Origin of the sequence: Amycolatopsis taiwanensis DSM 45107 (genome assembly GCF_000519205.1) — a bacterium.
Lineage (GTDB): Bacteria > Actinomycetota > Actinomycetes > Mycobacteriales > Pseudonocardiaceae > Amycolatopsis_E > Amycolatopsis_E taiwanensis.
The window spans coordinates 55,517-70,324 of record NZ_JAFB01000027.1 but is presented as its reverse complement, the minus strand read 5'-3'; the positions used below and the strand labels follow the sequence as shown (position 1 = coordinate 70,324).

Below are 14,808 nucleotides of genomic sequence, written 5' to 3'. Positions count from 1 at the left end.
CGGTCACCGTTCCAGCGCCATCGTGTAGCAGACGGCAGTGCCGGACAGTGCGACAGTGCCGTCGTCGCGGGTCACGCTCACCTTCAGCTTCGTGATGGGCTTGTCCTCGCGGGCTTCGGTCACCTCGACGCGGCCAGTGATCGTGTCGCCGGGCCGTACCGGGGCGGAGAAGTCGAACTGGGTGTTCAGGAACACCGTGCCGGGGCCGGGCAGCTTCTCGGCCACCACCGCGTTCAGGATCGCGCTCGTGATGCCGCCCTGCACGACTATCTCACCGAACCGCGACGCCGCCGCGGCCTCCTCGTCGTAGTGCAGCGGGTTGCGGTCGCCGCTGATCTCGGTGAACAACTCGATGTCGCGCGTCGTGACGAGCCTGCTCAACTCGGCGGATTCTCCGGCCGACGGTGCTCCGTGAGGCCAGCACGAGGTCATGGCTTCTCCTCCGAGAGTTTGCGCGCGACCGCGATGGTGTCGACGGGGCACGGCCTAAGGGATCGAGTCAGGTCCGCGACGAGGGCGCCCCGCCCCGGCAACGGGACAAAAGCGCGCGCTCGGTGGTCACCAGGATGGCCGCGGGTTGACACAAGGGGTGTCATGTCATCTCTCCAATCGGTTGGTCGAGCCGGGCGGCACGTGCCGTCCGGTGTCCCAGCGCCCGCATGGCGATCGCCCCCAGGATGGGGCCCGGTGCGAGCAGAAGGAAGGCGTAGCGCCAGCCGGTGAGCCCGGCCAGCATGGGCACGAGGTTGATGGTGACCACGGTGAGCAGGAACCCGATCGCGGTCTGCGCGGTGAGCGCCGTGCCGACGTAGCGGGAGTCGGCGACCTCGCTGAGCGCCGTGGAGAAAACGCCGGAGTCCGCAATCACGGCCGCGCCCCACACCACCAGAAGCACGAGCAGCACCGGCAGTGGTGCGCCGAAGAACAGCGGCGAGACGACACAACACGCGCCGCTGACAACGAGCGCCACGCCCGCCGCGGGGGCCCGGCCGTATCGGTCGGCGGCCCAGCCGCCGAGCAGGCAGCCCGCGACGCCGGCGACGCCGATCGCCGCGAACGCGACGAGACTCGTGGTCGTGCCCGTTGTGGCCGCGCCCGCCGCGACGAACGACGGCAGCCAGGTCCACAGCGCGTACAGCTCCCACATGTGCCCGAAGTAGCCCAAGTTCGCCAGCAGCGGGCCGCGCTCGGTGAACATCTCCAGCGCGTACCTCGGCCGGTGCCGCGCTCCCTTTCCGGAAAGGTGGGGCCCCGGCCGGACGAGCGTCAGCGCGAGCACCGCCGCGACCGCACCGAGCCCGGCCGCGGCAGCCAGCACGCCCTGCCACGGCAGCGTGCCCAGTCCCCTGAGCAGTTGCGGCAGCGCCGAGCCGAGCGTGAGCGCGCCGACCAGCACTCCGAGCGCCAGTCCCCGCCCGGCCGAACCGAACCACGACGCCATCAGCTTCATCCCGACCGGGTACACGCCGGCCAGGAAGAATCCGGTGCACAGGCGCAGCAGCACGGCGACGCCGAAACCGTCCGCCAGCACCGGCACCGCTGCCGTTACCAGCGCCGCGCCGAGCGCCGCGCATGCCGCTACCCGCTGCGGCGGGAACCGGTCCGGCAGGTTGAACGCCGCCGAGGTGACGGCGCCCGCCACGAATCCAACCTGCACCGACGCGGTGAGCCACACCGCCTGCATGTCCCCGATGCGCCACACCTCGCGCAGCGTCGGCACCACGGCTGACGCCGAGAACCACACCGCAAGGCCCAGCACCTGCATGGCGGCGATCAGGCCCAGCTGGACGTACCGGTGATCACGTGTCATCGACCCTCCCGCTCGTATCGGCCCGCTCGCGGCGGTCGCCGCGATGCGTCTCGGGGGCGAGCGCCAGGGCCACCACGCTGATCACCCCGACCACGATCATGTACGTCGCGATGGGCCAGTGGTGGCCGCCCGCTACACCGAGCAGCGCCACGGCGATGACCGGCGCGAACCCGCCCGCGATAAGCGACGACAGCTGGTAGCCCAGCGACGCGCCGCTGTAGCGCACCTTCGCGTCGAACAACTCGCTGAAGTACGCAGCCTGCGGGCCGTACATCATGTCGTGGCCGATCATGCCGATGACCATCGCCAGCCAGATCACCACTGCGGAGCGCGTGTCGAGCAGCCAGAAGAACGGGAACGCGAAGAGCACCGACACCACCGCACCCACGAGGTACACCCTGCGCCTGCCGTAGCGGTCGGACAGCCAGCCGAAGAACAGCAGGCTGCCCAGGCTCAGCGCCGAGCTGATGAGCACACCGGTGAGCGCGACCGACTGGCTCAGCCCGAGCACGCTCGTCGCATAGGTCAGCACGAACACGGTGAAGATGTAGAAGATCGAGTTCTGCGCGAGCTTGACCCCGGCCGCGAGCAACACCACTCGCCACTGGGTACGCAGCAACGTCACGAACGGCCTGCGGTCGACCCGGCCCGAGCTGGCGACCTCCTGGAACGCGGGCGACTCCTCGACCTGCAACCGGATGACCAGGCCGACGAGCACGAGGACCGCCGAGAGCAGGAACGGAATGCGCCAGCCCCACTGCAGGAAGGCTTTTTCGCCGAGCGCGTTGGTCAGCGCCATGAACACACCGTTGGCGAGCAGCAGCCCCGCGGGCACGCCGATCTGCGGCCACGCGCCGAAGAAACCGCGGGATCGCTTCGGGGCGTGTTCCACGGCCATCAGCACCGCGCCACCCCACTCGCCGCCGACGCCGAAGCCTTGCACCACTCTCAGTACGACGAGCAGTAACGGCGCCCAGATACCGGCGACCGCGAACGTCGGCAGCACGCCGATCAGCGCCGTGGCGGTGCCCATCATCAGCAAGGACAGCACGAGCATGGACTTGCGGCCGAGCCGGTCGCCGAAGTGGCCCATGACGATGCCGCCGAGCGGTCGGGCGACGAACCCCGCGGTGTAGGTGGACAGCGCCAGCAGGGTTCCTGCCAGCGGCGAGAAGGAAGGGAAGAACAGCCGGTTGAACACCAGCGCGGCGGCCGTGCCGTAAAGGTAGAAGTCGTACCACTCGATCGCGGTGCCGATGAAGCTGGCGACCGCGACCTTGCGGGCGGATCCGCGGCGAGTGGCGGTCGTCGTCGTGACTGTCGAGCTCATGGTCATCACCTCGTTGTGAAGCCGGGCTAACGTCAGGAGTCCTCCGGTCCGAACTGGACGAGCGTGGTGCCGTCGCGCTCGGTGAACCGCGCACCGACCCGCAGACCGACCTCCACGTCGACGGGGTCGATCCCGACGACGTTGGTCAGCAGCCGGGGCCCCTCGTCAAGCTCCACGATGGCCAGCGCGTACGGGACGTCGTCCGTCCACGCGGGATGGCCGGGCCGGTGCACGACGGTGAACGTCCACACGCGACCCCGCCCCGCGGACGGCACCCAGTCCAGCTCGCGATGCCAGCAGCGGGTGCACAGCACGCGCGGGTAGTGCTGGTGATGGCCGCACGCCCGGCAGTGCTGCAGCAGCAGCTCTCCCCGGCGCGCGGCCGCCCAGAACGGTTCGGTCAGCGGAACCGGCGTGGGGCCGGGTTTGGCGATCGTCATGCTCCTGCCTCCAGCACCAGTGCGACCTCCTCGCTCATCGTGGCGCCGTTGCCGGTCACCAGCGCGAGCTCCGGATCGGGGACCTGGCGCCCGCCCGAGGTGCCGCGCAGCTGGCGCACGGCCTCGACGACGTGTGCCATCCCGCCCGCCAGATCGGCCTGGCCGCACGCGAGCTGGCCGCCGTGCGGGTTGCAGGGCAGGTTGCCGGTATGCGAGAAGTCCTGGTCGGCCATCCACGGGCCGACCTCGCCTTTCCGGCACAGCCCCGCGTCCTCGAACGTCACGGCGAGCATGATCGAGTAGCAGTCGTACAGCGACAGCAGGTCCAGGTCGGCGGAACCCACCGACGCCATCGTGTACGCGTCGCCGATCGCCGCGGCCAGTGGCGAGGTGGTCAGCTCGGGCGCCTGGCTCAGCGCGCGGTGTGTCACCTTCTCGCCCGCGCCGCGCAGCCACACCGGCCGGGACGGCGCGCGGCGCGCACGGGCGGGCGAAGTGACGACTACCGCAGCCCCACCGCCGCACGGCATGACCACCTCCAACAGCCGCAGCGGCGACACCACCAGCGGTGAGGCCAGCACATCGTCCACGGTGATCTGCGTGCCGTGGAACACGGCGTCCGGGTTGAGCCGCGCGTTGTCCCGCTCGAACACCGGCACGAGCGCGAGCTGTTCAGGCGTGGTGCCGAACTCCGCCCGGTGCCGGTTGGCGACCATGGCGTAGGCCTGGTTGGCTCCGCTACCGCCGTAGGGCACGTCGAACTCGCGGATCGGGTTGCGGTTGGGCGAGCGCGGCGTGACGTCGGTGCGCACGTTGCCGAGCACGCAGAGCGCGGTCTCGCACATCCCGGCGGCGATGGCGGCCGCGGCACGCCACACCATGCCCGCGCCGGTGGCGCCCCCGAGGTCCACAACGTCGGCGTACGTCGGCGCGAGCCCGAGGTACTCGGCGACCGTGGCGGGCACGTGCTGCGGGGTCTCCCCCACCTGCGGGCCGACGAGCAGCCCGTCGATCTCGCCCGGCTCCAACCCGGCGTCGGCCACCGCCCTCGCCGCCGTGCCCGCGATCATGTCCAAAGTGGTCAGTCCCGGGGTGGTGCGGCGTGGCGCGGTCTCCGCCACGCCGACCACCGCAGCCGCGCCGCGCAGGCTCATCGGACTCCCCTCACCGCGTCGATCGACTCGGGATTGTCCAATGAGGACAGATCCCCCGGACTGTCGCCGAGATACACGGCGCGGATCACTCGTCGCAGGATCTTGCCGCTGCGGGTGCGTGGCAGGCTCGGCACCGCGTGCACCGCGTGCGGCCGCAACGCGGCACCGAGCCGCTCCCGCACCAACGCGGTCACCTCGTCGGTGAGCCGCTCCACGTCCGCCCGCGCCGACGGCACGACAAGCACGACCACACGCTCGCCCTTCACGGGATCGGGCGTGCCGAATGCCGCCGACTCGCTGACGCCGGGGTGCTCGCCGACGACCTGCTCGATCTCGGCGGGCCCGAGCCGCTTGCCCGCCACGTTCATCGTGTCGTCGCTGCGACCCCGAATGAACCACACGCCGTCGGTGTCGATTTCGGCGAAGTCGCCATGCAGCCACGTGCCGGGCCAGTGCTGCCAATAGGTCCTCTCGTACCGTCCTGGCTCGCCCCAGAAGCCGAGTGGCATCCCCGGCGACGGGCGGCGCAGCACCAACTCGCCGACGGACCCGGTGAGCGGCGTGCCGTCGGGCGCCGCCACCTCGGCCGCCATCCCCGGCACCGGGCCCGCGAACCCGCAGGACACGATTGGCTGCAGCGTCGTGTTGGACAGGATCGCGCCCGATACCTCGGTGCCGCCGGAGTAGTTGATGATGGGGACGCGGCCCCGGCCCACCCTGTCGAACAGCCATGAGAACGCGTCGGGCGTCCACGGCTCGCCGCTGGAGGCGAACACCCGGATCGTGGCCGGTTCGTCTGGTACCGCGTCGTCGCCACCGCGCGCGAGCGTGCGCACGAGCGTCGGGGACACGCCGAGCATGGTCACCCCCGCGCTCTCGGCGAAGCGCCACACGCGCCCGTGATCGGGGTAGTCGACGCCCCCGCCGTACACGGCGACGGCGCTGCCCGCGACCAGCCCGCCGAGCACGGTGATCGGACTCATGATCCAGCCGGGGTCGGTGATCCAGGCGCTGACATCGCCTTCGCCCACGTCGAAGCACCATGCGGCGTCGGTGCCGGCTTTGACCGCGAACCCGGCGTGTCCCAGCGTGATGCCCTTCGGCGCACCGGTGGTGCCCGAGGTGTAGGCGATCATCAGCGGATGCGTGGCCGGGCAGCGGGCGGCCGGCACGGGCTCAGCGCCGGTGCCCAGCGCGTCCCACGAGACCTCGCCCGGAAGCCGGGGCCCCGCCACGTCCGCCCCGGCGAGGCCGACGACGACGCACGTGCGCAGGCTGGGTGTGCGCTCGGCGACCTTCGCGAGCATGCCTCGCAACTGGACGGACCTGCCGCGCCGGGGAAAGCCGTCGGCGCAGACGAGCGCGACCGCACCGGAGTCCCCGAGGCGCTGCGCGACGGCAGCCTCGCCGAACCCGGAGAACAGCAGCACCGCGACGGCGCCGAGCTTGGCGCACGCGAGCGCCGAGACCACCGCCTCCCGCACCATCGGCAGCTGGATGCCCACCCGGTCGCCGAACCCGATGCCGTGCTCACGGAGCCCGGCCGCCACCCGGTCGACCTCGGCGGCCAGCCCGGCGAAGGTCAGGTGGCCGCGCTCGCCGTCCTCGGTCTCCCAACGCAGGGCGGGCTCGGCACCACGACCGCGGCGAACCCAGCGGTCCACGGCGTTGTCGGCGATGTTCAGCTCCCCGCCGGGGAACCAGCGGGTGTGGTGCGGCTCGTCGAGGCCCTCGACGACCGCGTGCGGCTCCCGCTGCCAGTCCAGCCCGAGCCAGCGGGCGGCCTCGCCCCAGAACCAGCCGGGGTCCTCGCGGGCCCTGCGGTCGAGGTCGCGCGGGTCCGCACATCCGGTCGCGGCAAGGAAGTCGCCGAGCCTGCTGCGCGCCACGGTCTTTTCATCGGGCACCCATACGGGCGTCGCGGCCACGTACCACCTCCGAAGGACGTCTCTGACCTGGGGCTTAACTGGAGGTGACGGTAAGACGGCGCGACGCGAGCTGTCTGCGCGTCAATCCGAGAAGTTCGCGCCCCTGCCGTTGCAAGAAACGCGAATCAGCTCCTCCAGCGGTCGCTCTTCATGCCGAGCAGCAACAGGAGCAGTTGGTCGGGGTCGTTCGGGTCGTGCCCGGTGAGCTGGTGGATCCGGCGCAGCCGATAGACGACCGTGTTCGGGTGCACCGACAACGCGGCGGCGCTGCGGGCGAGGTTGAACGCGTGCTCGAAATAGACCCGGAGCGTGCGCACAAGCTGGGCGTCCTTGGCACGGTCGTAGGCATGCAGCGGAGCAATGGTCTCGTGCTGCAACGCCGCCAGGTGCGGGCTGCTGGAGAGCAGGTGGTCAAGCAGCACCTCGGAGAACGTGCTGGCCTTGCCGCCCCCGGTGACGGCGCCGAGCCGCACGGCCTCCTCGGCCTCGGCGTAGCTGGCCGCGATGCCGTCGGCGCCGCGGTGCGCGCGCCCCACGCCCACCGCGAACCCGGTGATCGCGGCCGCCCACTCCCCCGCCTGCGCGACGAGGATCGTGTACTCCTCATGGCTGGTGACCGGGTAGATCGTCACCACCTCGTCCTCGCGTATCCCGACGAGGATCGCCGAGGACGAGGGCCGGAGCCGTTGCCGGGCGCCGTCCACGGCCGCGCGCAGCGCCGACCGGTCGCTGCCCATCGGTTCGAGCGACCTCGCGAGTACGACGGCGTGCTCACCGTCGACGTCGAGTGCCGAGGCCCCGGCACGCTGGCGCATGCGTTCACTGATCGGCCTTCCGGAGACGAGTGCCTCCAACAGGTCCCTGCGCATCGCCTCGCGGTCGCCGAGCACACCGGTCACCTCGTCGAGGTAGGACTGGGCGACGGCGACCGAGACCTGGTCGACATAGGCCATCACGCGACCCGCGACGGCGAGCGCCGCCTCCCGTTCGCTCGGTTCGCCGGGATCGGTGACGGCGAGGATCTCCTGCCAGACGACCTGTCCCCACAAGCGGTAGGCGTGCAGCAACGCCTGCAACGGAATGCCCTGGTGAACGCGCCGCGACGCGCTGCGCCGCAGTGCGTCCAGTGACGACTCGGTGGGCGCGGCGTCCTCGCGCAGCGCCGCTAGCAACTCCTGCACGTTGCGCTGCGCGGTGGGCAGGACGTCGCCGTGCAGGGTGTGCTCGTCGAGAGCCCGGTAGTCGACGATCTCGGCACGATAGCGGTCCACGAGCCGACCCCCGACCACGTCGAGCCGCTGCTCGACCCGCTCGATCGTGCGCAGGACATCATTCGGTTCTTTCGCCACAGTTCGATCTTGAAACAAGCTCCTCCCGTGCCTTCATACGGCCCTACACATGCCACGCCCTCTTGCGGCGGCGCTAGACGCCGATGGTGATGAGCCGTTCCTCGGTCATCTCCGCCACCGCGTACCGCGGACCTTCCTTGCCGTGCCCACTCTGCTTCACGCCGCCGTAGGGGTACAAGTCCTGCCGGCTCGCCGTCGTCTCGTTGACGCCCTCGTGCTGGCCGCGCCCTACTTTCGCTCGGCGAGCACACGGTGCATGAATTCCACCAACCAGCGCTGCGCCGAACTGCGCGCATGCGGATGCCGCGCGTAGATCGACACCTCCACGGACTCGATCTCGAAGGGCACCTCGAACAGGCGCACCGGTTGCGTGTCCGCGAACACCTCGGCGACCTTGCGCGGCGCCATCGCCACCAACTCGCCGCCCCGCAGCAGGTAGGGCAGCGAGGAGAACCGGGTGACTTCCAATGCGACGTTCATTCCGTGTGCATTGAGCGCCCGGCGGGGCCCGTGGTGCCCGTTCGGCCCGAACACCGTGACATGCTCCTCGGCGGCGAGGTCGGCCTCGGTGACGGGATTTCCGCGCAGGCGCGGGTGTTCCTGCCCGACCATGCCGACGTAACTTTCGCTGAACAACGGAATGCGGGCCAGCCGCTGCGAACAGATCAGCGGCGAGGCGATGAACGCGTCGATCTCGCCGCGCCCGAGTTGCGCCTCTGCGCCCTCGACATCCAGCGGGCGCACGGTGAGGGTGCTTCCGGGCGCGTCCGTCCGCAGCCGGGTCAGCAAGCGCGGCAGCAGGGCGACTTCGCCGAGGTCGGACAGCGCGATGGTGAACCCGGTGCGCGCGGTTGCCGCGTCGAACGCGTCGCTGCGGCTGACGATGCCCTCGATCCCGGCGAGCGCGGCACACAGCGGCTGGTAGAGCTCGGACGCGGTAGTCGTCGGGATCAGCCCCGCGCCGGTGCGGCGGAACAACTCGTCGTCGAAGCGCCTGCGCAGCTTCTGCAACCCGTAGCTGACCGTCGGCTGGGTGAGGTGCATCGACTCCGCGGTCGCGGTGACGCTGCGGGTCTCGTACAGCAGCACGAACGTGCGCACCAGGTTCAGATCGAAGTCGCTCATATAGACCACATCGATAATATGGCCGGAAAACATTTATTGGAACCCGATCACCGCGCATGCCATGGTCAGGCCATGGCCACCGTGCGCGAGATCGCGCACCATTTCCTCCAGCGCCACGGGTTGACCACCATCTTCGGCAACCCGGGCTCCAACGAGCTGCCGTTCCTGCGCGGGCTGCCGGCCGGCATCGATTATGTGCTCGGGTTGCACGAAGGCGCCGTGCTCGGCATGGCCGACGGCTTCGCCCAGGTGACCGGCCGTCCGGCGCTGGTGAGCTTGCACGCGGCTGCCGGGTCCGGCAACGCGATGGGTGCGCTGACCAATGCGGTGTACGCGCGCTCGCCGCTCGTGCTCATGGCCGGTCAGCAGGTGCGCACCGTGGTCGGCATGGAAGGCATGCTGGCCAACGTCGACCCGACCCAGCTGATGCGCCCGCTCGTCGGGTGGGCCGGCGAGCCGACATGCGCCGAGGACGTGCCGCGCTCGCTGGCGCAGGCGGTGTTCGAGGCCGAACTGCGGCGGCGGCCGACCTATCTGTCTGTTCCTTACGACGACTGGGACACCGAGGCGAGCCCGAACGCGGCCATGATCGTCGAGCGCCGCGTGCGGCGGAGCGCCACGCCCGGCGAGGACGACCTGCGCGCGCTCGCCGGGTGGGTGAATACGGCGAAGCACCCGGCGCTCGTACTGGGCGGCGACATCGACAGCGCGGGGCTGTTCGACCGCTCCGTCGCGCTGGCCGAGCACCTGGACGCGCCCACGTGGGTGGCGCCATCGTCGTTCCGGCTGCCCTTCCCCAACCGGCACCCGCTGTTCCGTGGCGTACTGCCGGCCGGGATCGCCTCGGTCTCGTCCGCTTTGGACGGACATGACCTCGCGCTCGTGCTCGGTGCGCCGGTGTTCCGTTACCACCAGCACGAGCCCGGCCGGTATCTGCCCGAAGGCACCCGGCTGGTGCAGGTGACCGACGACGCCGAAGCGGCCGCGCGGGCACCGGTCGGCGAGGCACTGGTGGCCGATCCGGGAATGGTGATCGAAGCGTTGCTCAAGCGGTGCACGGGCAAGGTCGCCGGCGAACACCGCTACCTGCCCGCACCCGAGCCCCCGGTGGGCGAGGTGGCGCTGCATCCCGAGCAGGTGTTCGCCGCGCTGCGCGACACCCAACCCGCCGACACCACCTACGTCGTGGAGTCCACCGCGACCAACGTCGCCTGGTGGCGGCAGATGGATCTGCGGCGCGGCGGCTCGTACTTCTTCCCCGCGGCGGGCGGCCTCGGGTTCGGGCTGCCCGCGGCCGTGGGTGCGGCCATCGGAAACCCCGGCCGGCCGATCGTCGGCGTGATCGGTGACGGCTCGGCCAACTACGGGATAACCGCGCTGTGGACGGCCGCGCAACGCGGGCTGCCGGTCACCTTCGTGATCCTGCGCAACGGAACCTACGGCGCGCTGCGCTGGTTCGCCGAGCTGCTCGAGGTCGGCACGGTGCCCGGCGTGGACATCCCGGGGCTCGACTTCGCCGCGATCGCCACGGGATACGGGGTTCCCGGCCACACCGTATCCACTGTGGACGAACTTCGTACCGCGCTGGCGGCACCCACGGACGGGCCGCGCCTGTTTCAAGTGGACACGACATTGACGACACCGGAATAGTGCGTTTCGAGGCTGAATAGAGTAGGAGGGTTATTCAAAACGCAAGATGATCACGCTTGGCGACACAGCACTACGGCGCCTTGTGGGGCAGGCCGCCATCGTGGCCAACCGGCAGCCGACGAAGAGAAGTCACGGCCTGGCTATTCGAACACGTTCTGAATGACAGAGGAGGCCATCCGCAATGACGCGAACATTCTGGCCGATCATCCTGTGCTGGCTGACCGTGCTGATCGAGGGATACGACCTCGTGGCGCTCGGCGTCACCATCCCGACCGTGCTCAACGACGGCGAACTGGGGTTCACCCCGGCCGCAGCCACCGCGGTCGCCACCATCTCACTGGTCGGCGTGGCCATCGGCGCGTCGGGCACCGGCCCGATCGCCGACCGCTTCGGCCGGCGTGGCGTCCTGGTGGCCTCGGTGCTGCTGTTCTCCGTCTTCACCGTCATCGTCCCGCTCTCGCCGAACCCGCTGATCTTCGGCATCTTCCGGCTGATCGCCGGCGTCGGGCTCGGCGCGTGCATGCCGACCGCGCTCGCGGTGATGTCCGAGACGCTGCCCGCGCGGCACCGGGCGAGCAGCAGCACGATCACCATGACCGGGTATCACGTCGGTGCGGTCGCCACCTCGGTCCTGGCACTGGCCTTCGGCACGAACTGGGATGCGCTGTACTACGTCGGCGGCGTCGTGGGGCTGGTGCTCGCCGGAGTGATCTGGCTGCGGCTGCCCGAGTCCGCCGCGTTCCTCGCCGCCAAGGCGAACGTGCAAGCCGAACGGAGGAGTCCGCGTGACGTCCTCACCCCGCGGTATCGCAGGATCAGCATCGCGGTGTGGGTCGGCTCGTTCATGGGCCTGCTGCTGGTGTACGGGTTGAACACCTGGCTGCCGCAACTCATGCGCACCGCCGGGTATGCGATGTCGACGTCGGTCACGCTGCTGCTCGTGCTGAACACCGGCGCGATCATCGGCCTGCTGGTCGCCGGCTTCGTCGCCGACCGGCGCGGGATCAAGCCGACCGTGCTGGCGTGGTTCGGCATCGCGGCGGTGTTCTTGGCCCTGCTGAGCATGAAGATTTCCAGCAGCCTGCTGCTCAACCTCGTCGTACTGGCAACCGGGATCTTCGTGTTCTCCTCGCAGGTCCTGATCTTCGGCTACGTCGCGCACACGTTTCCGCCACAGGTGCGGGGCACCGCGCTCGGGCTGACCTCCGGGATCGGGCGCCTGGGCGCGATCGTCGGCCCGTTCGTCACCGGCGCATTGGTGACCGCCGGCATCGCCTACCCATGGGGTTTCTGGTTGTTCGCCGTGGTCGCCGTGCTCGGTCTCGGGGCCATGCTCGTCGTCCCGCGCACACCCGCCACCGACAGCGAGCCCGAAGTCACCGCCGTGCCCGGAACGTAGGTGGGTGCGCCCGGCTAGACGGCGGTCAGCCAGCGTGAGCGATACTGCACGTGGATTTCGTCGGTATTGCTCAGCACACCATCGGCCCAATGGAACCGGGCGCAGTAGTGCGCCGGAGGTTCTTCGCCGGGCGCGGAACCGGGTGCGCCGAAGGCGATGTCGAAGAACCGGTCGGCGGTCTCCCGGAAGACGGGTGTGCTGCCGGTCAGGAACAGCGTGTCGCCGTGGATGCGCTCGCGTAGCCGATCCCGGTTGTCCCGGTGGTGGCGGGCTTCGTAGTCGATGCCGGCCGGGTCCGGTAGGTAGTTCGCCGGGACCTGCGCCGTCTGCGGAAGACCGCGGCCGAGCGCGGAGCGCAACCGCGGCCACTGTGAAGCGCGCAGGCACAAGCTGTGCTGGCTCAGCACCAGATCCATCCGCCTGCCGTCATGCTCCGGATGGGCCGGCTGCCTGCCGTTGCGCAACGGCAGGTAGATGATGGTGTGCCTGGACCGTGCGGCCAGCAGCCACAACACGCCTATGCGGTATGCGGCACGGCGATCCACGTAGAGCTCTCGCCAGTAGTCGTTGGTCCACAGCCCCGCGTTGCCTGTTCCGTCGGCTGGGCTGATCACCCGCCAGTCACGACCGTCGATCCGAGCCCGCCGCACCTGGACTGCCACCTTCATCGCTTGCGGTTCACCATGCTGTGCTGCCGCACCCGCGACCCCTTCCATCGATCTTCGCAGAACAGGACAGAATCGCAGGACCGTCCACAGAAGACAACCGAGTTTCGCGGTCGCCGCTGACCGGCGCGTAGGTCACCCAGCGAGCCCACAACCCCCTGGAGGCCGACAGCTGGTTCGGGTAGGTCATCCCTGGACGGTGTGCTGATGCGGTACCACGCCGACCCCACGTGCCTTTGCGGATGCTGCGGGCTCAACGGTCCCAGCCTGCTGTGCGTCCAGTGCGGCGCAGAGGTCGGCATCGAAATCTCCGACTGTTGGACGGAGTACGACGTCCCGCCTGATGCGCTCGGCGGTGGTCGGCGTTCCCGCCGCCACCGCCGAGTAGATCCAGGCGCAAGCCCTGAGCATCAGTAGCCCACGGTGAAATGTCTGTCGGTGCCCGGGTTTTCCAACTCGTCGACGATGGCGACCGCGAGATCCTCCGCGGAGATGCGGGAGGTTCCGTCCGGGCGCACCACCAGCGTGGTGGTGCCACGGCGGTAGTGTCCGGTGCGCACGCCGGGCTCGAGGATCGCGGGCGGGCTGAGGTATGTCCAGTCCGCCGGATGTCCGTGGCACGCGCGCAGTTGGGCAATGCTGGCCTCGGCGCTGGAGCGCCATTGCGGTGGTACGTACGAAGGGTCCTCGATCACCAATCCAGGCCGGTCCGGGGAGCGCAGCGGGCCCGCGCCGCCCACGACGAGGATCCGGGTCCCGGTCGCGGCGGCCGCGTCGAGCAGGGCCGCGGTGGTCGCGGACACGGTGTGTTCCTGGCCGGGGCGCGGCCGGGTCGCCACGACAACCGCGTCCGAACCGGAGAACGCGGTGCTCATCTGCTCACGGTCCGCGGCATTCCCATACACCACAGGCACTCCGCGCGGTGACCCGCCGCGGACGACGGCGGTGACATCATGCCCCCGCCGCACGGACTCGTCCGTGACCCGCGAACCGACCATCCCGTTCGCGCCGACGACGATGATCTTCATCGCTGACCTCCCACGATCGCCGCGAGCGCGAGCGCGAACCCGACGAGCTGTATCGGGGAGAGCGTCTGCCCGAGCACGAGAACCCCGAGCAGCGCGGCAACGATCGGTGACAGCAGCCCGAGCACGGCGACGGAAGTGACCGGAACGGACCCGATTCCCCGGAACCACAGCACGTACGCGATCAGTCCGCCGACCAGGCCGAGCCACAGGTAACCGAGGATCGCGTTCCCGTCGATCGCGGGCGGCGCACCCTCCACCAGGAAGGTGAGCGGCAGCATGAAGAGGCCACCCGCGGTGAGCTGCCAGCTCGCGAACGTCACCGGCCCCACCCCGGACGGGCGGCCCCACCGTTTGGTGAGCGTCACCCCGAGCGCCATGCTCACCGCCCCGCCCAGGCCGGCGAACACGCCCACGAGATCGAACGTCGCGGCCGGCCCGAGCACCACGAACCCGACGCCGGCCACGCCGAGCCCTCCCCACGCGAACCGTTTCACCGACGGTCGCTGACCCAGCACCAGTACGGCCAGCACGGCGACGATCAGCGGCTGTGTCGCGCCGAGGGTGGCGGCCACCCCGCCCGGCAGCCGCTCGGCCGCGACGAACAGCAGCGGGAAGAACATCCCGATGTTCAGCACACCCAGCACCGCGGCCTTGCCCCACCACGCGCCGCGCGGCAGGATCCGGGTGATCGCCAGCGCGATCAGGCCCGCGGGCAACGCCCGCAGCAGCCCGGCGAACAGCGGATGGCCGGCGGGAAGTAGCTCGGTGGTCACCAGATAGGTCGTGCCCCACGAGATCGGCGCCAGCGCGGTCAACGCGGTGCGGCCCCAGTGGCTGGTCTCAGGAGCGAGAGTGGGAGTGGGAGCAGGAACGGACAACGTCTTCATGCCCCCTATTCCAGCCCGGCCGCATGGATGAGTCCAACACATG

General features: G+C 70.2%; 13 protein-coding genes. 2 read left to right on the top strand and 11 right to left on the bottom strand.

Annotated elements, in window-relative coordinates; all coding sequences use genetic code 11:
• Positions 1-3: 3 nt before the first annotated feature.
• The 8 genes from A3CU_RS0121715 to A3CU_RS0121675 all read right to left on the bottom strand — a co-directional run bounded on the left by A3CU_RS0121715 (position 4) and on the right by A3CU_RS0121675 (position 9,136).
• Positions 4-432, bottom strand: coding sequence for a MaoC family dehydratase (locus A3CU_RS0121715; protein ID WP_027944078.1), 429 nt, complete (start codon positions 430-432; stop codon positions 4-6).
• A 160-nt stretch (positions 433-592) separates the two neighbouring features.
• Entirely contained in the window at positions 593-1,810 is a 1,218-nt protein-coding gene (locus A3CU_RS0121710) for an MFS transporter (RefSeq protein ID WP_027944077.1), read from the bottom strand.
• Positions 1,800-3,140 carry an MFS transporter gene (locus A3CU_RS45980; RefSeq protein WP_043842050.1) on the bottom strand — a complete coding sequence of 447 codons (1,341 nt, stop codon included), beginning with the start codon at positions 3,138-3,140 and terminating at the stop codon, positions 1,800-1,802. The genes A3CU_RS0121710 and A3CU_RS45980 overlap by 11 nt, the downstream gene beginning before the upstream one ends.
• A gap of 32 nt (positions 3,141-3,172) precedes the next feature.
• A complete protein-coding gene (locus A3CU_RS45975) occupies positions 3,173-3,580 on the bottom strand; it encodes a Zn-ribbon domain-containing OB-fold protein (protein WP_043842022.1) in 408 nt (135 codons plus the stop codon).
• On the bottom strand, positions 3,577-4,734 hold the full coding sequence (locus tag A3CU_RS0121695) for a thiolase family protein (protein ID WP_027944076.1): 1,158 nt from the start codon (positions 4,732-4,734) through the stop codon (positions 3,577-3,579). The genes A3CU_RS45975 and A3CU_RS0121695 overlap by 4 nt, the downstream gene beginning before the upstream one ends.
• The gene (locus tag A3CU_RS0121690) at positions 4,731-6,662 is read right to left on the bottom strand and encodes an AMP-binding protein (protein WP_027944075.1); all 1,932 of its coding nucleotides are present in this window, start codon (positions 6,660-6,662) and stop codon (positions 4,731-4,733) included. Before A3CU_RS0121690 ends, A3CU_RS0121695 begins: the two co-directional genes overlap by 4 nt.
• Before the next feature lie 125 nt (positions 6,663-6,787).
• Positions 6,788-8,011 carry a PucR family transcriptional regulator gene (locus tag A3CU_RS0121685; protein WP_052371962.1) on the bottom strand — a complete coding sequence of 408 codons (1,224 nt, stop codon included), beginning with the start codon at positions 8,009-8,011 and terminating at the stop codon, positions 6,788-6,790.
• A gap of 228 nt (positions 8,012-8,239) precedes the next feature.
• Positions 8,240-9,136, bottom strand: a complete 897-nt coding sequence (locus A3CU_RS0121675; protein ID WP_027944073.1) for a LysR family transcriptional regulator — start codon at positions 9,134-9,136, stop codon at positions 8,240-8,242.
• A gap of 72 nt (positions 9,137-9,208) precedes the next feature.
• On the opposite strand from A3CU_RS0121675, the gene mdlC reads away from it, so the two are divergent.
• Both mdlC and A3CU_RS0121665 read left to right on the top strand, forming a co-directional pair.
• Positions 9,209-10,786, top strand: a complete 1,578-nt coding sequence (gene mdlC / locus A3CU_RS0121670) for a benzoylformate decarboxylase (RefSeq protein ID WP_027944072.1) — start codon at positions 9,209-9,211, stop codon at positions 10,784-10,786.
• 181 nt (positions 10,787-10,967) lie between these two features.
• Positions 10,968-12,185 (top strand): MFS transporter, encoded by a 1,218-nt coding sequence (locus A3CU_RS0121665; protein WP_027944071.1) that lies wholly within the window; start codon positions 10,968-10,970, stop codon positions 12,183-12,185.
• 14 nt (positions 12,186-12,199) lie between these two features.
• On the opposite strand, the gene A3CU_RS0121660 is transcribed toward A3CU_RS0121665, so the two are convergent.
• The 3 genes from A3CU_RS0121660 to A3CU_RS45970 form a co-directional block, all read right to left on the bottom strand.
• On the bottom strand, positions 12,200-12,853 hold the full coding sequence (locus A3CU_RS0121660; protein WP_027944070.1) for a hypothetical protein: 654 nt from the start codon (positions 12,851-12,853) through the stop codon (positions 12,200-12,202).
• A gap of 407 nt (positions 12,854-13,260) precedes the next feature.
• A complete protein-coding gene (locus A3CU_RS0121655) occupies positions 13,261-13,878 on the bottom strand; it encodes an NAD(P)-dependent oxidoreductase (protein ID WP_027944069.1) in 618 nt (205 codons plus the stop codon).
• Positions 13,875-14,765: an EamA family transporter gene (locus A3CU_RS45970; RefSeq protein ID WP_084143547.1), complete on the bottom strand. Its 891-nt coding sequence runs from the start codon at positions 14,763-14,765 to the stop codon at positions 13,875-13,877. The genes A3CU_RS0121655 and A3CU_RS45970 overlap by 4 nt, the downstream gene beginning before the upstream one ends.
• Positions 14,766-14,808 lie beyond the last annotated feature (43 nt).